Source organism: Candidatus Nitrospira nitrosa (genome assembly GCF_001458735.1).
Classification (GTDB): Bacteria; Nitrospirota; Nitrospiria; order Nitrospirales; family Nitrospiraceae; genus Nitrospira_D; species Nitrospira_D nitrosa.
This window is the reverse complement of record NZ_CZQA01000001.1, coordinates 859,392-877,190: the sequence shown is the minus strand read 5'-3', so window position 1 is coordinate 877,190 and position 17,799 is coordinate 859,392. Positions and strand designations below refer to the sequence as shown.

The window sequence follows — 17,799 nt, the reverse complement described above, 5'->3', positions numbered from 1 at the left end:
CACGCTGATTCTGTTAGTAAATCATGACGGACGTGTCGAGTCGACAGATTTTGCGAGACCGGTTGTCGTCGGAATTGGGTCCGACGGTTGCGGAGAGTCTTGTGACGCGTTTGGTCCATGAGACGGGCAAACCAGACGTGTGTGCACAGGTTCTGACGCTCCTGAACGAACTCGAGGAGTTTTCCCCAAAAGCCGCCTGCGCGGCGATAGGAACACTTCCGGAACTGGACCGAAGGAGCGGACTGTCACCTCTCATATTGTGGCTGGACCTTGGCAGTACATTAGCGGAATCATCCGGCGCATCCGCACTCAAGTATTTCAAGGAAAGCCCGTTGGTCCTTGGACTGATTGAACAGCCTGAGGCCCGATCCGAAGTCTTGACGATCGGTCTTGAGATTGCTGAACAAGATGCCAACGTCGCACTGGAGTTCATACGCCAGGCTCCACAAATTGTCGCCTCTGTTCCCTCCGACCAACTGAGACGGTGGCTCGACGTTGGGATTGAGCTGACGCACATCAATGTCGTCGTCGGACTTGAGTTTATCCACCACATTTCCACCTTGGTGTCCGTGCTTTCGCTCGAATACGTGCGCAGCTGGACGATGCTGGGAATGAAGCTTGTGGGTACCAATAGTCTGGGAAAACCGGACTATATGGCGACGATGGAATTTCTCAGAACCAGCCCGATGATCCTCAGAGACATTGAGGACGAGGCCGTTCGCGGGCGGGTCATAGCTCTTTGTCTCGCGCTCGCAGACCATTCACCGGAGTCGAGTCTCACGTGGCTTGCCACGTCGCCGGCGGCGATGCGGGTACTGCCGTCACTGGAGTGGCGGATCAAGGTTTTGCAATACGGGGTCTTGCTGGCCGAGAAGGACGCGGAAGCGACCGTCCAGTATCTTCATCGAGCTCCGGAACTCGTGGGACTCATCGGGGGCGGGCCCGAAGCGGTCGCGCGATTTGAGAATTGGTTCAAAGCCGGCATGGAGGTGCTCGCCTATAGTCCGGACGGGGCCCGAGCCTATTTTGCGGCGGAATCACAGAAGGCGCTTGGTTCGGTTGAAGTCGCATTGAGCGGTGTCCCCTTTCGACAGGTTGCACGAAGGGTCAAGCTGTTCGTACAAGGACTCTGTGGAACTGAGGTTGCCGTGGCGGCGCTCCCAGATTCTGTCACTTCCCAAGCTCGCGCGACGGTCAGTGCCGACGGTCGGACCATTTCATTGCCGGCGCTGCTGCGTCGATATCAAACGGCTGCGGAGAACGAGCGCTTGTATATCGTGATGGCGGCTCATGAAGCCGGGCACTTGGAGTTTGGTACTTACGGACTGAAGCTTGAATCGCTGGCGGATCTTGTCGAAACGGTTCAGCACCGGTATGGTCAGTCAAAGAGGGGAAGACCCGAAACCCTCGCAGCCCTCTTTGAGTGCTACCCGCATCCCGTTCTTGTCCGAGACCTCTGGATCGTCTTGGAAGACGCACGCGTTGAGTATCTGTTGCAAACCGAATATCCAGGCCTTCGGCCTGACCTCGTGCGGCTGGCAGGCGAGGCGATCACACCGCGTGATCCGGCCCAAGGGGTGACCGCGAAAGAACTGATAGTTGATTGTCTCTTGAGGCTCTCCACGGGTGAAGCAGAAGAAGCTGTCGTACCCAAGGCGGTGCGGGAAGAAGTGTCTTTACTGTGGGGCATGTGCCAGTCCGTTTTAAAGCCCACCGCAGTAGCAGAAGACACGGTTCGTGCGGTTGATGCCGTCTATACTCGCATGGAAGAGCTTCTGGTGGCTCGTGGCGAGATGATCACTGTCGAGCAGCAGGAAGAAGCAAAGGAGCCAGAACCACAAGAGATACAACCCAAACAAACGGGCGAGACCTACCAAGCTGTGGCGGAAGTAGCCTATCGCGGTGCGATGCATCCGGAGTTCGTCACGTGGAGTGAGGAGCGCGTCGAAGGGCAATCGGTGGAGTCGGACCAACTGCCGAGCCAAGGCAGACTCAGCGATCAAGAACGTCGGGCATCTGGGATCATGGGTGGTGGGCGCTCATTACAGTCGGTCGTGGAGGAGTGTCTCGCGGTTGAAGGTGAGCGGCAACCACTCCAGGGGATGACCTCTCAAGACGAGCGGGTGATCTTCTATCCAGAGTGGGACTGTCGAATCGACGACTATCGGCCGAATTGGTGCCGTGTCGTGGAAGGGCCGGCCGATCGCGGATCGGATGAATTCGTAGCGACAACGCTCGCCGCTCGTCAGAGCACGGTCAAATCTCTGCGCCGATTTTTTGAGCAGTTACGTCCTGCTGCGTTCCGCCGTATCGCGGGACAAATGGATGGGGAGGACGTGGATCTCGATGCCATCGTCCGACGGATCGGAGAACAACGGGTCGGGGTCGAGGGAGACGACCATGTGTATATCAGGCGGGAAAAGCACGAGCGCGATGTGGCGGTCGCCTTCCTCGTCGATATCAGCGGCTCAACAAGTCGCACGCTCGACAACGGGCGGAGGGTGATCGATATTGAAAAGGAAGGACTCGTGCTGCTCTGTGAAGCTCTTGAAGCGGTCGGCGATCAATATGGCCTCTACGCCTACTCCAGCCAAGGGCGCGCGCACGTCGAGTTTCTGACGATCAAGGACTTTGATGATCGGCTGGGCGCGGCGACGGCTCACCGGTTAGGAAGCGTAGCCCCTCGCCACCAAAACCGAGATGGGGCAGCCATCCGCCATGCCACGGCCAAATTATTGGCGCGCTCGGTGAAAACCCGCATCCTCATCTTATTGAGTGACGGCCGGCCGTTGGATGAACAGTACAAAGACGACTATGCCTTGGAAGATACGAAAGTGGCACTCCGGGAAGCCAGGCAACGGGGCGTCGAGACGTTCTGCGTGACGGTTGACAAGGAAGCCGACAACTATCTGCGCCGCATGTATGGGGAGGTGCATTACCGTGTCATCGACAGCATCGATGCCCTTCCCACCAAACTGCCAAGGATCTACCAGCGATTGACGGCGTAACGGATCACAAGCATGACGAATTCAATCGACAGGCCCACGGTTCCTCCATGGCTCTATAAGCTGTTCACCGGCCATCAATACCCCTATGTGCGCCGACTTGCCAAGTTCGGTCAGACCGTGAAACCGGGTGAAGACCGCCCGGAGCCGACGAAGGACATGATCGAGGCCAAATTCTGGGAAGTCTATCCACGTTGTCGGGTGAAAGTATTACAAGAAGTGAAAGAAGGAATGATCGTAGTCTTTCATGATCTCGGGGAGTATCCGCCGGGTAGCTTTCAGGCTCTTGTGGACAATCCGGAGGAGTTTCTGGCAAACACATATGGCAAAAAGAAGATTAAGGTCAACTTCTACGACGACGATAATTTCGTGTGTACGATCAACTTCAAGGTTGCAGGTTGGACTGAACATGAACACGCGTGAAAGGTCAGAAGTGGGGGGTAAGGGGACGTTACGCTTCACGCTTCACGTTTTATGAGGTGGTAATGATGACACGACCGAAAATCACAGTGGTGGGGGCAGGAAACGTCGGTGGAACGACAGCGCAACGATTGGCCGAAAAGAATCTCTACGACGTCGTACTCCTCGATATCGCCCAAGGGGTTCCCCAAGGGAAAGCGCTCGATATTTCCCAGGCGGGGCCGGTCTGTGGGTACAGCACCCAAGTAGTTGGCACCAACGGGTACGCGGAGACAGCTGGGTCAGAGATCGCCGTAATCACATCCGGCATGGCGAGAAAGCCCGGTATGAGTCGCGACGAGTTGTTGGCCACGAACGCGAAGATCGTGAAATCCGTCGTCACGGAGCTGGTATCCCGGTCGCCAAACATTATCCTGATTCTCGTGACCAATCCCTTGGATGCCATGGTGCACGTGGCACGTGCTGTCAGTGGGCTCCCCAAATCGAAAATCATCGGGATGGCCGGCGTATTGGACTCGGCCAGAATGCGCACGTTTATCGCCCAAGAACTGAACGTGCCATCGACGGAGGTCGAGGCGATGGTTTTAGGGGGACATGGGGATACGATGGTCCCGCTGCCACGCTATACGACCGTGAAGGGAAAACCGGTATCCGAACTCATGTCGAAAGACAAGCTGGAGGCCATTGTCAAACGCACGCGTGATGGGGGAGCCGAGATCGTGGGCCTGTTGAAAACGGGCAGTGCGTTTTATGCACCGTCTGCTTCAGCTGTCGCGATGGTTGAAGCCATTCACAAGGATGAAAAGCGGGTGATGCCCTGCGCGGTGCTCTGCGAGGGTGAGTATGGCCTCAAGAACGTCATCGTGGGGGTACCGACGAAGATTGGACGGGGCGGAGCCGAACAGATTGTGGAATACGAACTGACTAGTGAGGAACGAGCTGCGTTGGAGGTCTCAGCCAATGCTGTTCGAGAGCTCTGTATCACTGTCGATCGATTGATGGCCTAAGAGTACACCTCCTCAACCATGTATCGATAGATTTGCTGGTCGCTACCTCATATGTCGACCACGCCGATCCCTACGCTTGACATTCGGAGAAAAGCTGTCGTACAGACATCGCATAGACCGTCAACAGTTTTAACGAGAGGGAGCTATGAAATTTCTTGAAGATCCGATGCAGACGATGGGCGTGGGCTTTGCCATGACCGTCGTGTTGATCATGATATATATGGGGTTAACGGGTATTGGCGCGGGTGAGGCAGACTGGGGCCAGATCATCCTTCGCTGGGTGCACTTCCTAGCCGGCATCACCTGGATCGGGCTCTTGTATTTCTTCAACCTGATCAATGCCTCGTTCTTGAAAAGCCTGGATGGGCCGACAAAGAACATCGTGATACCGAAGCTGATGCCGGCTGCGCTCAATTGGTTCCGGCACGGAGCCACTGTGACGGTGCTGGCTGGCGTGCTCTTGTATGGCCACATGTATCACAAAGGTGGCACCGGAGCGGTGGCCTTAGCGATCGGTGGGTTGCTCGGCATCATCATGATGGGCAATGTCCACGGCATTATCTGGCCGAACCAGAAGAAGATTATTGCCGCTGTCACCGCAGCTGCGCAGGGCACTCCGGCGCCGCCCGAGATGGCGCAGTGGGGCCGCACAGCCTTGCTGGCTTCCCGCGTGAACTTCATGCTCTCGATTCCCATGCTGTTCTTCATGGGAGCCGGCAGCCACTTCCGATAGAGCCTTTGTTGCGTCGCCGGTGGGGAAACTCCCACCGGCGCAGTTTCCATCACCTCTTTTTCATGTCTTCTGCCCCTCCTTGCCTAGGTTTTGACTAGGCCCCTAGTCCTAACTGGTTGAGATTCAGGCCCATTTACAGCTGGTTGCCTTGACGGAGGAAGAGGCAGGGCCGTATAGTACTGCCTCTATTGTGAGGAGTGACTGACAGGACAGCTATGTCTACTGCTACAGAACCACGCCTTGTTCAAAAGTTAGATGGGGCTCCCTGGGAGATTGAGGGGTACCTCAAGGTCGGCGGCTATGAGGCATGGAAGCGTTGTGTCAAGGAGCTGAACGCGGCTCAAGTCATTGATGAGCTGAAGAAGTCCGGTCTACGTGGGCGGGGTGGAGCTGGATTTCCAACCGGGATCAAATGGGACAAGGTTCTGAATCATCGGGTGAAAGAGCGGTACTTTGTCTGCAATGCCGGCGAGCACGAGCCCGGCACATTTAAGGACCGTCATTTGTTGAAAACGTTGCCGCACCAATTGATCGAAGGTTGTCTGATCGCCTCTTTCACGGTGCAAGCGAAAGCTTCCTTCATTTACGTGAACCATGAGTACCATGAGGAACAGCAAAATCTAAAGAAAGCCCTGGCCCAAGCCAAGGAGCGAGGACTTCTTGGAAAAAATGTCCTGGGGAGTGGGGTTGATATCGAATTAGAGATTTTTGACGGTCATGGGAGTTATGTCGCCGGGGAAGAGACCGCGATGTTGGAATCGATGCAGGGCCGTCCCGCGATGCCGCGGCAGAAGCCCCCGTTCTATCCGACGGATTTCGGCCTCTATGGCAAGCCGACCCTCGTCAACAACGTGGAGACGCTGTGCAACATTCCACGGATTCTCTATAAGGGCGCCTCGTGGTTCACGCAGGTAGGGACGGAGAAGTGTCCAGGGACGATGATGTTTTCGTTGAGCGGAGCGGTTAATCGACCTGGCGTGTATGAAATGCCCATGGGCGTAACTATCCGTGAGATGATCGAACAATGCGGCGGTGGCGTGGCAGGCGGCCGCAAGATCAAGGCCGTGTTCCCAGGTGGTCCGGCTTTCCCAATGGTGACGGCGGATCAGCTTGATCTCATGATGGACTTCGATTCACTGAAGAAAGCCGGGACGGGGTTAGGTTCGGCTGGGATGATCGTCGTGGACGATGCGACGTGCATGGTGGCCAAGACGCTGCACTTTTCGAATTTTTTCAAGAATGAGAGCTGTGGGCAGTGTCCTCCGTGCCGTATGGGTACGAACAACCTGGCCATCTTGATGACCAAGATTGAATCCGGAGAGGGCACTCAAAAAGACCTCGACAGCATGTTGCAACTCTGTGGCTTCGTCAAAGGCACTGGGTACTGCACGCTTGTCACCGGTGCGTCGGTGTTGGTGCAAAGCAGTTTGAAGCTGTTCCGTCACGAATACGAAGACCATATTCGGCTGCAGCGGTGTCCCTATCAGGGAACACCGCCTGGGATCGTCACCCATTCCTAGGAGACGTCATGCCACGAGTGACGTTTCTTCACACGGACGGGCGAAGTGGAGAGGTTGAGGAGAACATCTCACTGCTTGATGCCGCCAAGGAATTGGGATTTCGCCTGAATCACGATTGCGGTGGGAACGCGTCCTGCACGACGTGCCGGGTCGAGGTGCAGATGGGGCAGGAGCATCTCTCAGAGATCGATTTCGACGAGCAAGACCTGCTGGATCGTGAAGCATTGACGGAGCCATGGCATCGGTTGGCCTGTCAGGCTCGTGTGCTGGGAGACGTCGTGGTGCGCGTGCCGGAAGCCAAATGGGAGGAACCGCAGCGAGCGGCATCAGAGGCAAGGGGTTGATATTGGAAGAAGAGGTGTTAGACTAACATTCTAGCCAGCCGAACAGGCTGGAACGATCCATAGAGGAGGATGACAATGGTTAATATAACGGCGGTGGCGGAACAAAAGATTAAGGAATTGATGGCCGAGGAAAAGGATATCGTCGGGTTGCGAGTCTATGTACGCGGCGGTGGATGTCATGGCTATCAATATGGGATGGCCTTTGAATCCAAGATGGCCGAGGATGATACTATCATCGAAAAGGGTGAGGTGAAACTCATCATGGATTCACAAAGTGCTCCCTTGCTGCAGGGCGCGGAAGTGGATTACGTCGACAGCGTGCAGGGCTCAGGCTTTTCGATCAAGAACCCCCAGGCCAAAACGACGTGCGGCTGCGGCAGCTCCTTTAGCGCCTAAGCGTGGCTACGGGCTGACCGTAGGGATGCCGATCATGAACTCTCCTGTCTAAGACTGCTCGAACATCGAGCAGTCTTAGCTTTTTCACCCACAACACGAGTCACCGGATTGAATGTCACAGCTATTTGTGACCAGACGCTATCGCTTTTGCGCCGCTCATCGGTTGCATACCGATCTCCTCTCACCTGAAGAAAACTGGGCTGCCTTCGGCAAATGTAATAATGCGAATGGTCACGGGCATAACTATGTGGTCCTGGTGACGATTCGTGCCGCGACGGGAGAGAGCACGAGCAGTCTGGATTCGCTTGACCGCCTCGTTACCGACACGATCATCAAGCGGTTTGATCATCAGGATCTGAACAGTGACCCGGCGTTCTCTGCATTGACCACGACGGGAGAGAATCTCGTCATAGTGATCTGGGACATTCTGAACCCGCTGCTGCCACCCGGTCGCCTGCACAAAGTCGGGGTCATTGAAACGAGAGACAATTATTTTGAATATACGGGCGCCATTTAAGGCGAAGGGAAACATCGTGAGAAAGTCACCAAAACGAGCGAAAAGAGCGACATCGGTTGAAGACACAAACGGAAGTGGACGGCCTCCGGACTTACCGGTCCTTCAATCGCTGGTCACGGAGATGCTGCTCGCCCTCGGTGAAAAGCCCAGTCGAAATGGGCTGCTCAAGACCCCTGAGCGAGTGGCCAAAGCCCTGGCCTTTATGACACAGGGGTATCAGCGTGATATCGACCATCTCTTGAACGGGGCGCTCTTTCCGATCGAATACGACGAAATGGTCATCGTCAAAGATATCGACTTCTTCAGTATGTGCGAACATCATCTGCTGCCATTTTTTGGCCGAGTCCATGTCGGCTATTTGCCCAATAAGAAAGTGGTCGGGCTCAGCAAGATCCCGCGGATCGTTGATATGTTCGCCAGGCGTCTGCAAGTTCAGGAACGGTTGACCGTGCAAATCGCGGAAACGTTGAGTACAAAGCTGAATGCCCATGGTGTCGGTGTCGTCGTGGAAGCCAGACATCTCTGCATGATGATGCGGGGAGTGGAAAAACAAAATACCATTGCCGTCACCAGCTCGATGCTGGGAGCGTTCCGCAGTCAATCACAAACGCGCGAGGAGTTTTTGAAATTGATTCGGCGGGGCAGTGTCGGCGATCCTGAGTGATTTCTCGCAGGGTGTTGAAAAAGGCCTGGCAGCGACGTTCTCGAGTTGAGTTCAAACGCGTGAAACGTCTCTCGTTTGCAGCGGGTGCGAGAGGGCGGCCTTGGTCGGTGGGATGCGCGTCGTGGCGCGCAGGGGTTGGGTGAGTAAGGAACAAGGCCGTTTTGAATGCGCTGTTGGCTCGGTTACCGCGTGGCAGTCGAAACAAAAGCGCGGACGATCTCGTTGAACCGGTCAGGTTGCTCCAGGTTCGAGAGATGGCTTGCTTCCGGAATGATGGCCAAACGGGCATTGGGAATACTCTCCGCTATGAGCCGGGCATCGGCAGGTGGAGTCGGTACATCCAGCTCACCAACAATGATTTGAGTCGGACAGTGTATCCGTTGTAGGAACGGGACGGAGTCAGGCCGTTGTGCCATCGCCATGAGATCTCCGGCAATGCCACTGACTTGGTTGCCCTCGATCATTCCGCGTACCCGTTGAACCAGCTCCGGCCTCGTCTGGATCGTTCCAGGACTCAATAATTTCGGGATCATGATGTCCGCAATCGCGCTCGGCCCCCGTTTGTAGGCAATCTGAGCCATCTCAAATCGTGCCCGTTTTCCATCCTCTGTATCTGCCTGAGCTCTTGTGTCGGCTAAAACCATGCCTTTCACGCGCGCACCGTACTTTCGATAGAACGCAAAGAGGATATAGCCTCCCATAGAAAGTCCGACAAAGACGGCCTGCTTGATCGAGAGATGGTCCAACAGGCCGCACACGTCATCGGCTGCTTGGTCCAGAGTATAGTGCCAGAGTGGCGCATCGGACTCGCCGTGTCCACGCAGGTCAATCGTCACTACGCGAAACTGTGAGGAAAGGGCGTTCTCTTGTTCCGTCCACATGCTGCGGTTGAGCGGGAAGGCATGCAGAAAGACAAGAGGAAATCCGTTCCCCTGATCATTGAAGGCGAGGGTAATGCCATTGACTTGAGCAAGCATCCTTCAATCCATCCCTGTCGAACGTCGTACCATCGGCGGCCAGCATGGTCAAGAGGTCATTTGCGCTGAGGTGCCCCGGCATATACAATTCCCGCAGATTTGTAAGGAGTGAGATGACCCGAGCTCGTGATCAGGCCCCAGATCTATTCACCGTGCATCAGGAACAGGACGATGATGCTCCGCTTGCAGAGCGGATGCGGCCACGTGCGTTTAGTGATTTTGTGGGGCAAGATGACATCGCGGCAATGGATCGGCCGCTACGGCGGGCGATCGAGGCCGATCAGCTCTCGTCCGTCATCTTCTGGGGACCACCCGGGTCGGGGAAGACGACGCTCGCTCATCTCATTGCCCGGTATACGAAGGCCCAGTTTGTATCGTTCTCGGCCGTGACCGGCGGTGTGCCCGAGTTGCGCACGATCATCAAGGCAGCCGAACAACGCCGGTTGATCAACGGGCAGAGGACTATCCTGTTTGTGGATGAAATTCATCGGTTCAACAAAGCGCAACAGGATGCCTTTCTTCCTCACGTCGAACGAGGCACCATCATTCTCGTCGGCGCAACCACGGAAAACCCCTCGTTCGAAGTCATCAGCCCCTTGTTGTCGCGCTCTATTTTAGTGGTGCTGAAACCTCTGAGTGATGAAGCCCTCGGTCGGATCCTGGATCGGGCGCTGAATGATTCGGCGGTCGGGTTGGGACGGCTCAGGGCCGTCGTGTCATCACCAGCCCGCCAGCGCTTGGTTGCCTGTGGCAACGGCGATGCGAGGGCCATGCTGACGGCATTAGAGTTTGTCGTGAGGCAGGCCCCCATAGGAGCCGACGGCACACGCGCGATCGATGTGGAGCTGTTAGAAGCCGCGCTGAATGCGAAGGCCCTGCGGTACGATAAGTCCGGTGAAGAGCACTACAACACCATCTCGGCCTATATCAAAAGTCTTCGAGATTCCGATGCAGACGGGGCGCTCTACTGGTTGGCGCGGATGTTGGAGGCTGGAGAGGAGCCCACGTTCATTGCCCGTCGAATGGTGATCTTTGCATCGGAAGATATCGGCAATGCCGACCCGCTCGCTCTTGGTGTAGCCGTCTCAGTGGCGCAAGCCGTCCAGCTTGTCGGGCTCCCGGAGGCCCAGATCAATCTGGCGCATGGCACGACGTACCTCGCCTCACGGCCAAAGGACAACGCGTCCTATATCGGTCTCCTGGAAGCACGCAAGGATGCACAAGCCCTTGGAAATCTGGGAGTTCCGCTCCATCTCCGGAATGCGGTGACGTCCGTGATGAAGGACTTGGGGTATGGAAACGACTACCGGTATGTGCATGACGATCCACAAGCACGAATAGAGCAAACCCACCTCCCATCGGTACTCAAGGACCGACGGTACTACCGCCCAAAGCCGTCCTCATAGGGCCAATTGCCTGGGTTTACATTCTCGTCCTATCGATTATACTTAGAACGATGAGACGAGGAGAAGGAAGAGTATCGGCCCATGCCACTGCGTTGAGTGAACGGCGGAAATTCTTCCGTGCCGAGTTGGTCGGATCCGCCCTGGTGTCGCCGAAGAGCGGCAGACGCGCCTGTACGGCGGTTCTCGACAATGTCAACAAGATCGGGGCGGGGTTTCATACCAAAGAACAGTTCCCATCGAACGAACGAGTCACCGTCTCGCTCGCCTTCCTGGATTCTGATCGAGTCGAACAGCAGGAAAAACTCGACGGAATGGTCGCCTGGGTGAGGCCCTGGGAAAAGAAGGGATTCCTGATCGGCGTCGTGTGGGATGAATTGGTGACGAAAGAAAAGCACCGCTGGCTGTACTACTATCTGGAAGAAACCCTCAAAGCCTCCGTCTAGTCGGGCATTGAACGCCCCATCAGCTTCGGTCCTGCTTCGCTCAGACTCTTCGTCTTCTCCCGCACGGCGGTCTTCTTGCCGCAGCCTAGTGAATGCTCGCAAACACTAGCCCATCGACACCAGCTGTTGCTTGACGCTCTCTAGCTCAGCCGAGAGCGATTCCCAGCGCGAGGTCAGTCGTTCCAAATTGCGTTTCCATTCTTCCTGTTCTTGATGCAGGAGGGTCCAGCGGTCGAACTGTTCATAGAGTTTCGGATCAGCCAATTCTGCTTCGCGGGTCTTGATCTTCTCTTCAGTCTCACTAATCTCTGTTTCGGCACGTGATACTTGCTTCTCCAGTCGCGCTTGCGTCTTGGTAAGATCACGACGCTCTCCACCGCGCCCTTTTGCCTGGACTTGCTGTTCCATTGCTCGGGTAGGGCCGGAAGAGGAGGGGGAGGACCCTCGTTGGAGCTCCTCGCTCGTTTCTTTGATCGACTCAAACTCTTGGGCCTTCTTCCACAAATAGTACTCGTAGTCACCGATGAAATTCCGCGCCTGCCCCTCTTCGATCTCAACGACCCGGGTGGCGATGCGGGCCAAAAACGTCGGGTCATGGGAAATGAAGATGATGGTCCCGGGGAATTCAGCCAATGCATCGGTCAGCATATCCACGGAGGCTGGGTCCAAATGGTTCGTCGGCTCATCGAGGAGCAAGGTATTGGCGGGTTCGACCAGCATGCGGGCGAGGGCCACCCGGTTTCGCTCACCGCCACTCAAGGCCTTGATGGGTTTCTTCTGATCCTGTCCGGAAAACAAGAACGCACCCGCGATCCCCCGGAGAAAATTCATCTCCGCATGTTTGGTGACCTCTTCCAGCGATTCGAGAATCGAGTGTTCAGGGTTCAAGGTTTCCGCCTGGTGCTGGGCGAAGTAGTGTAAGGTCACGCCGTGGCCCACGGTTCTGGTGCCGGTATCGGATGGAAGGACGCCGGCAAGCATCTTCAAGAGCGTACTTTTTCCGGCTCCGTTCTCACCGACCAATGCGATACGTTGGCCACGCTCAATCGAAAAATCCAGCGTTTTGTAGACGACCTTTTCACCGTAGCGCTTACTGGCTCCAGCGAGGTCCAATACCTGGCGTCCGCTGGTGGAAGGAAGCGGAAACCGGAACTTGACGCGTTTCGGGTCCCGCTGGATTTCGATCCGTTTAACCTTTTCGAGCTGCTTGAGGCGTGATTGGACTTGGCTGGCCTTGTTGGCCTGATAGCGGAAGCGATCAACAAATTTTTGAACCCGAGCGACTTCTTTGGATTGGCGAGCCGCAGAGGCGTGGAGTTGAGCATCCTTTTCAGCTTTCAGTTTGCAGAAGAGCGAATAGTTGCCACGGTACTCCTCGATCTTATGGTGTCGGAGTTCCCAGATATGCGTGACGACGCGATCTAAAAAAGCAGTGTCGTGGCTGATGATCAGCAACGTCATACCCGACTGTAAAAGAAACTGTTCGAACCAGCGCTGAGTCGGCTTGTCCAAATGGTTGGTCGGCTCGTCCAGCATGAGTACGTCGGGATTGGACAAGAGCAGATGTCCCAAGGCAACCCGCATCCGGTACCCTCCGGAGAGTTTCTCGACGGGGCGATCAAAATCCACCTCCGTAAACCCCAAGCCCATCAGGATGCGCTTCGCTTCGTGCTCAGGGTACTCATCGCGATGCGTGGCATCGAGGACGGTCTTGCCCGTAATCGTTTCCAATTCCTGCGGGAGGTAGCCGATCCGAAGGCGAGGCCGCTTGCGGATCGAGCCGTCGTCGGGTGACTCTTCACCAAGGACCATTCGAAAGAGCGTCGTTTTCCCGGTGCCGTTGGGTCCGACTAAGCCGACTCGTGAATTTGGACGAAGATGTGCGGAGGCCTCGGCGAGCAGCACTTTGGTAGAGTATTGTTTGCTGACGGATTCAATTTGAAGCATGGGCACAAACCTTCCGTGTAAACGTACATGAATGGATCATGTGAGACCAACCGTAGTGAAATGAGCAGCTAGGAGGTTGGAAGACGAGAGCGCTTGAAGTTGATGAACGGCAGTGACCGTCTCAGCAAACTTGATAGCCTAGTGGCAGTACGCATAGTGTGTAGATCAAGACCATCGACGATGTTTCGCCAGCGGCAATTAGGGACGGTAGAACCGTAAAGAGCTACCGGCGCGCACGAAGTGATGTTTGGTGGAGCTGGCCGGGATTGAACCGGCGACCTCGTGAATGCCATTCACGCGCGCTCCCAACTGCGCTACAGCCCCACTCTTACGCGAAGACTAAGGGAAATTAATTCGAAAAATGAAGATGTTGAAAACGAATCGGCATGCTAACACGTGGATCCGAGCCAGTCAAGAAACCACCGGTGGGGTCTTTCCTGAAAAATTATGAATACAAACAGTTCCCGCTACCACGCGCTGCGACGAATGGCTTGACAAAGCAGTAGGTGATACCTACCATGAGCCTCTTGTGGCTCTGATCTCTCAATCAGGTCGGAGCCATTTTTTCGTGCCTCAATCGAGACTTGGACATCGTTGACCTATGGGAAATCTTGTCATTATCGGTGCGCAGTGGGGTGATGAAGGGAAGGGGAAGATTGTCGATATCTTAGCCCGTGATACCGACATCGTGGTGCGCTATCAAGGTGGATCCAATGCCGGGCATACGGTGATCAATGAACGGGGGACCTACATCTTTCATCTCATCCCCTCCGGGATCTTGTACCGCGGCATGACCTGTGTCATCGGTAACGGAGTCGTGGTCGATCCCGGCTCTCTGCTTGAGGAAATGGATCGGCTGCAGGCCAAGGGCATCACGTTCGGAAAGAATTTCGCCATCAGTCAGCGAGCGCACTTGATCCTTCCCTATCATAAGGCGATCGATCGTGCCTCAGAACAATCAAAAGGGTCACGCAAGATCGGCACAACCGGACGAGGGATTGGACCATCCTACGCCGATAAGATGGCTCGGATCGGCATCCTCATGGGGGACCTGCTGAATCCAACCTTGTTCAAAAGAAAACTCGAAGAGAATCTCGTCGAGATGAACTGGTTCTTGGAACGGCTCTACAAAGTCGACACGTTTCAGGTGGACAAGGTCTTCGACCAATACATGGGCTATGCCGATCGACTCAAGAACCATATCGTCGACACCACCATGTTGCTGAATCGAGCCATCGAGAAAAATAAAACGGTCTTGTTTGAGGGTGCGCAAGGGACGCATCTGGATGTGGACTTCGGCACCTATCCCTACGTGACCTCCTCGAGCGCCGCGGCCGGGGGAGCCTGTACCGGGACCGGTGTTGGACCGACGATGATCGACGCCGTGATGGGCATTGCGAAGGCCTATACCACCAGAGTCGGGAGCGGACCGTTTCCGAGCGAACTGACGGATGAGGTCGGACGAGGGCTTCAGGAACGAGGGAAGGAGTTCGGCTCAACCACGGGACGTGCCAGACGCTGTGGCTGGTTTGATGCCGTGGTGGTTCGCCATGCGACAGTGGTAAATGGGTTGACCTCCCTGGCGCTGACTAAGCTGGATGTGCTGGATGGCTGTAAAGAGTTGAAGTTGTGCACCGGCTATCGATATAACGGCACCATCCATAAGACCATGCCGGCCGATCTGGATGTGTTGGCCAACTGCGAGCCGATCTATCAGCGGATGAAGGGGTGGAGCACGGCAACAACAGGAACCACAAGCTATAAGCAGCTCCCGGCCGAAGCGAAGCGCTATTTGACACGCATTGAAGAGCTGGTGGCGTGCCGCATCGACATGATTTCGACCGGGTCGAAGCGTGCGGAAACAATTATGTTGCGAAATCCGCTGGATTGCTCCCGCCGCCGGCCCACGCGCCTCCGAAAATAGTCCATAGTCACCGGTCAGCTGGGAATGTTAGGATGGGCCCCTCATGAGGTCGTCATTCGTTAAGAGTTTGGTGAGTTGATTTCAGTTTCAGGATGTTCAAAAAGGTCTTCCGGCGAGGCCGCAGCAAGCGAGGGACCGATACGTACTCTTTTCGGTACGTTGAGGTTCTGAGCGATGCGAGAACAATGCGGGAAACCTTTTTCAACATTCTGAATGTGAGCCGGTAGCTCAGTCGGTAGAGCATCGCCCTTTTAAGGCGAGGGCCCTGGGTTCGAGTCCCAGCCGGCTCACCATTAAACATCCATGAGTTAGTCATCAGGCCTACGCCATCTACATTCTTTGCTTCATTTTGTGCCAACCTCAAACGTGTCTAGGCGGATAACGGGGCTTCTTCCATCCTCACCCTGTTGTAAGTAGAGAATCTTGTGAGGTAGCTGAGAGATGGAGATTGTCCAGATCCAGTCTATTGATTCAACATCGCTCGAACCGCTTGGTTGAGCGTCGGCACTTTGCTCTTCACGATGTCCCAGACGATTTCTGAATCGAGACCGAAATACTCATGAATCAGAATGTCGCGAAGCCCGGCCATTTTCTTCCATTCCATTGACGGATATTGGGCGCGGAAGTCTTCTGGGAGTTTCTTGACGGCCTCACCAATCACTTCGAGATTCCGGACCACGGCATCAAAAGTCTTTTCATCTTCGAGAAACGCGGCTTTGGATAGGTTAGCCGTATAGGATGCAATCTTCCGAGTGGCCTCGAGAATGTCTTCCAGGTAGACCCTAGAATCCCGGGGCATAGACGGCTTCTCGTTGGATAATCGGCAGGAGTCGTGGCTTGATGGAACTCATGGTGACGAGGTCTACGCGTGACCGGAACAGATCTTCCAGGAAGATTTTCGTATCCATGTAGGCGTCGAAAGACTTCTCCGACAGCTCAACGACAAAATCGAGATCACTCCCTGGCATGGCCTCTCCACGGGCATAGGACCCAAACAGGCCCAGCCTACGCACTCCCAACCTTCTCAGAGTCGCTTGATTCTGTTCGATCAACTTGAGCACTTCGTCTCGACTTGTGAGCATCGTGGGGAATCTTTCTGCTTCGATCACGCTCTTGTGCCAGGTCCTGGCATCGGATGCGATACATCAGCTCGCTGATGAGATCGCGGGTATTCTAGCACGAGGAAGACTAGGTGGCACCATTGGCAGTTCTTTTCCGACCCATAGTTCCGTACAAGGAGCGCGACCTGGTGCGAATGCCGCAGGATGCACTGTTCGCGGTGACTAGCGGGTGGTGCCAGAATCTGAATCTGCGAAGAGGAGTTCACACTGCTCTGAAAAGGGATAGCCGAGTCGACATGGCCTCTATGGCCTCTTGGGCCCTTCCATCACATCCGGAGGCAACAGGACCAGGCACTGATTCTCTCGCCCTTTCTACGTACCAGCACTGTGGTGAATTTTGTGTCAAAACTCTGCAGAAATGGACGAGAAGCGACGGGAACGTATAGAACCAATATAATGCGATAAGCTCTCAATATTGCGGCGAATAATGGGGAAACCGTTGTCATAGCGAGCACTTGTCAAAAACCGTTCTTTCGAGCTTTTAAGGCGAGGGCCCTGGGTTCGAGTCCCAGCCGGCTCACCATTAAATCAACGACTTCGAAGATCCCGCCTTTAGCGCCCTGCCCTATTGTGAAGAATTTGTGTCAATGGGTGGTCGGTATTCCAGCACGGTGAATCCATCCTGCAAGCTCACTGGACGATGATACGCATACCGTTGCGTCATCGTCCCGGTCTTATGACCGAGCAGCCGTCACACCTTGTAGAGTTTAAACACCCGATTTGAAGAGTTGAGTGGCGAATCTGTGCGGTATGTGGTGGAGCGGCAATCAGGAATTCCGGCCCGAGTCCGTACTCCAGTGACCTTATGCACCAAGAACCTGATTCGAAGCGTATTGCCAAGCGGTATCTTAAATATCGGCCAATATGAGGGGCATAATCTCTTCGCTCTGAGCGGAACGGTCACAGGTTGGTCTCGTATATCGGTCGTGAAGACGAATAGTAGGTTGGGCAAAACGGATCTCGTAATAGGAAGACGTCAAATACAGCTAGGGCGCATGAACGACGAAGTCGATGCCATGATTCGCAGTATTACCACCGACACACTAGCAGTCTGCGGAAAAGCCTCGAGTCATCCTTCGAGAGCCTCAGGGTGAACGAGAAGGGAGTTTACATAGTGACTGTTCCCTAAAATTTATGATGCATCACTCACGTACTTCTGCTAGTGTCGTAGGCGTCAGCTCACACTATGAGTCCCCTGCGCATGAGGAAACATAGGAAATGATGCCTCTGACAACTCTCCAAGAATGGATCGAGCACTCGTTCTCACTGAAGACGGCTTGCTGATGGGCTCCCGACGTTGGTTGCCGGTGGTGCTGGTTGCGGCAAGATCTTCCTCGCATAGCGATTATTGTCTGCAGCGTCCTACGGCACAGAG

Annotated in this window: 16 protein-coding genes and 2 tRNA genes; 13 read left to right on the top strand and 5 right to left on the bottom strand. The window is 55.1% G+C overall.

Annotated features, from left to right (window positions below; genetic code table 11):
* The first annotated feature begins 23 nt into the window (after window positions 1-23).
* From COMA1_RS04205 to folE, 9 genes are all read left to right on the top strand, one after another.
* The gene (locus COMA1_RS04205) at window positions 24-3,008 is read left to right on the top strand and encodes a nitric oxide reductase activation protein NorD (RefSeq protein ID WP_090744208.1); all 2,985 of its coding nucleotides are present in this window, start codon (window positions 24-26) and stop codon (window positions 3,006-3,008) included.
* Between the two features lie 12 nt (window positions 3,009-3,020).
* Window positions 3,021-3,428 carry a hypothetical protein gene (locus tag COMA1_RS04200; RefSeq protein WP_090744206.1) on the top strand — a complete coding sequence of 136 codons (408 nt, stop codon included), beginning with the start codon at window positions 3,021-3,023 and terminating at the stop codon, window positions 3,426-3,428.
* A gap of 65 nt (window positions 3,429-3,493) precedes the next feature.
* Window positions 3,494-4,432, top strand: coding sequence for a malate dehydrogenase (gene mdh, locus COMA1_RS04195; RefSeq protein WP_090746820.1), 939 nt, complete (start codon window positions 3,494-3,496; stop codon window positions 4,430-4,432).
* Window positions 4,433-4,577: 145 nt separating this feature from the next.
* Window positions 4,578-5,165: a urate hydroxylase PuuD gene (locus COMA1_RS04190; protein WP_245630840.1), complete on the top strand. Its 588-nt coding sequence runs from the start codon at window positions 4,578-4,580 to the stop codon at window positions 5,163-5,165.
* A gap of 215 nt (window positions 5,166-5,380) precedes the next feature.
* Window positions 5,381-6,685, top strand: a complete 1,305-nt coding sequence (gene nuoF / locus COMA1_RS04185) for an NADH-quinone oxidoreductase subunit NuoF (RefSeq protein ID WP_090744204.1) — start codon at window positions 5,381-5,383, stop codon at window positions 6,683-6,685.
* Between the two features lie 8 nt (window positions 6,686-6,693).
* The gene (locus tag COMA1_RS04180) at window positions 6,694-7,029 is read left to right on the top strand and encodes a 2Fe-2S iron-sulfur cluster-binding protein (protein ID WP_090744201.1); all 336 of its coding nucleotides are present in this window, start codon (window positions 6,694-6,696) and stop codon (window positions 7,027-7,029) included.
* Between the two features lie 75 nt (window positions 7,030-7,104).
* Window positions 7,105-7,425: an iron-sulfur cluster insertion protein ErpA gene (erpA, locus tag COMA1_RS04175; protein WP_086425264.1), complete on the top strand. Its 321-nt coding sequence runs from the start codon at window positions 7,105-7,107 to the stop codon at window positions 7,423-7,425.
* A 112-nt stretch (window positions 7,426-7,537) separates the two neighbouring features.
* Entirely contained in the window at window positions 7,538-7,942 is a 405-nt protein-coding gene (locus tag COMA1_RS04170; protein ID WP_218055300.1) for a 6-carboxytetrahydropterin synthase, read from the top strand.
* A 16-nt stretch (window positions 7,943-7,958) separates the two neighbouring features.
* Window positions 7,959-8,606, top strand: coding sequence for a GTP cyclohydrolase I FolE (gene folE / locus COMA1_RS04165; protein WP_407921307.1), 648 nt, complete (start codon window positions 7,959-7,961; stop codon window positions 8,604-8,606).
* Window positions 8,607-8,788: 182 nt separating this feature from the next.
* On the opposite strand, the gene COMA1_RS04160 is transcribed toward folE, so the two are convergent.
* Window positions 8,789-9,583, bottom strand: a complete 795-nt coding sequence (locus tag COMA1_RS04160; RefSeq protein ID WP_090744199.1) for an alpha/beta fold hydrolase — start codon at window positions 9,581-9,583, stop codon at window positions 8,789-8,791.
* A 113-nt stretch (window positions 9,584-9,696) separates the two neighbouring features.
* Between COMA1_RS04160 and COMA1_RS04155 the strand changes: the two genes are divergently transcribed.
* Complete coding sequence (locus COMA1_RS04155; protein ID WP_090744196.1) at window positions 9,697-10,989, top strand: replication-associated recombination protein A; 1,293 nt, start codon at window positions 9,697-9,699, stop codon at window positions 10,987-10,989.
* A 50-nt stretch (window positions 10,990-11,039) separates the two neighbouring features.
* Window positions 11,040-11,432, top strand: coding sequence for a PilZ domain-containing protein (locus tag COMA1_RS04150; protein WP_090744193.1), 393 nt, complete (start codon window positions 11,040-11,042; stop codon window positions 11,430-11,432).
* Window positions 11,433-11,537: 105 nt separating this feature from the next.
* On the opposite strand, the gene COMA1_RS04145 is transcribed toward COMA1_RS04150, so the two are convergent.
* Complete coding sequence (locus tag COMA1_RS04145) at window positions 11,538-13,379, bottom strand: ABC-F family ATP-binding cassette domain-containing protein (RefSeq protein ID WP_090744190.1); 1,842 nt, start codon at window positions 13,377-13,379, stop codon at window positions 11,538-11,540.
* Window positions 13,380-13,627: 248 nt separating this feature from the next.
* Window positions 13,628-13,703: transfer RNA gene (locus tag COMA1_RS04140), tRNA-Ala, on the bottom strand.
* 277 nt (window positions 13,704-13,980) lie between these two features.
* Here COMA1_RS04140 and COMA1_RS04135 point away from each other — a divergent pair.
* Together COMA1_RS04135 and COMA1_RS04130 are read left to right on the top strand one after the other, a co-directional pair.
* On the top strand, window positions 13,981-15,303 hold the full coding sequence (locus tag COMA1_RS04135) for an adenylosuccinate synthase (RefSeq protein WP_090744188.1): 1,323 nt from the start codon (window positions 13,981-13,983) through the stop codon (window positions 15,301-15,303).
* Between the two features lie 217 nt (window positions 15,304-15,520).
* Window positions 15,521-15,596: transfer RNA gene (locus COMA1_RS04130), tRNA-Lys, on the top strand.
* 170 nt (window positions 15,597-15,766) lie between these two features.
* Here COMA1_RS04130 and COMA1_RS04125 read toward each other — a convergent pair.
* Both COMA1_RS04125 and COMA1_RS04120 read right to left on the bottom strand, forming a co-directional pair.
* Window positions 15,767-16,102 carry a HepT-like ribonuclease domain-containing protein gene (locus COMA1_RS04125; protein WP_090744185.1) on the bottom strand — a complete coding sequence of 112 codons (336 nt, stop codon included), beginning with the start codon at window positions 16,100-16,102 and terminating at the stop codon, window positions 15,767-15,769.
* Window positions 16,086-16,385, bottom strand: a complete 300-nt coding sequence (locus COMA1_RS04120) for a nucleotidyltransferase family protein (RefSeq protein ID WP_090744182.1) — start codon at window positions 16,383-16,385, stop codon at window positions 16,086-16,088. Before COMA1_RS04120 ends, COMA1_RS04125 begins: the two co-directional genes overlap by 17 nt.
* Between the last annotated feature and the right edge of the window lie 1,414 nt (window positions 16,386-17,799).

Bases quoted from the DNA above. Each gene is read 5' to 3' on its own strand.
- COMA1_RS04135 (WP_090744188.1), top strand. From the start codon at position 13,981: ATGGGAAATCTTGTCATTATCGGTGCGCAGTGGGGTGATGAAGGGAAG.
- COMA1_RS04170 (WP_218055300.1), top strand. From the start codon at position 7,538: ATGTCACAGCTATTTGTGACCAGACGCTATCGCTTTTGCGCCGCTCAT.
- COMA1_RS04160 (WP_090744199.1), bottom strand. From the start codon at position 9,583: ATGCTTGCTCAAGTCAATGGCATTACCCTCGCCTTCAATGATCAGGGG.
- COMA1_RS04125 (WP_090744185.1), bottom strand. From the start codon at position 16,102: ATGCCCCGGGATTCTAGGGTCTACCTGGAAGACATTCTCGAGGCCACT.
- COMA1_RS04145 (WP_090744190.1), bottom strand. From the start codon at position 13,379: ATGCTTCAAATTGAATCCGTCAGCAAACAATACTCTACCAAAGTGCTG.
- nuoF (WP_090744204.1), top strand. From the start codon at position 5,381: ATGTCTACTGCTACAGAACCACGCCTTGTTCAAAAGTTAGATGGGGCT.
- COMA1_RS04205 (WP_090744208.1), top strand. From the start codon at position 24: ATGACGGACGTGTCGAGTCGACAGATTTTGCGAGACCGGTTGTCGTCG.
- COMA1_RS04150 (WP_090744193.1), top strand. From the start codon at position 11,040: ATGAGACGAGGAGAAGGAAGAGTATCGGCCCATGCCACTGCGTTGAGT.
- COMA1_RS04200 (WP_090744206.1), top strand. From the start codon at position 3,021: ATGACGAATTCAATCGACAGGCCCACGGTTCCTCCATGGCTCTATAAG.
- COMA1_RS04120 (WP_090744182.1), bottom strand. From the start codon at position 16,385: ATGCTCACAAGTCGAGACGAAGTGCTCAAGTTGATCGAACAGAATCAA.
- mdh (WP_090746820.1), top strand. From the start codon at position 3,494: ATGACACGACCGAAAATCACAGTGGTGGGGGCAGGAAACGTCGGTGGA.
- erpA (WP_086425264.1), top strand. From the start codon at position 7,105: ATGGTTAATATAACGGCGGTGGCGGAACAAAAGATTAAGGAATTGATG.
- COMA1_RS04180 (WP_090744201.1), top strand. From the start codon at position 6,694: ATGCCACGAGTGACGTTTCTTCACACGGACGGGCGAAGTGGAGAGGTT.
- COMA1_RS04155 (WP_090744196.1), top strand. From the start codon at position 9,697: ATGACCCGAGCTCGTGATCAGGCCCCAGATCTATTCACCGTGCATCAG.
- COMA1_RS04190 (WP_245630840.1), top strand. From the start codon at position 4,578: ATGAAATTTCTTGAAGATCCGATGCAGACGATGGGCGTGGGCTTTGCC.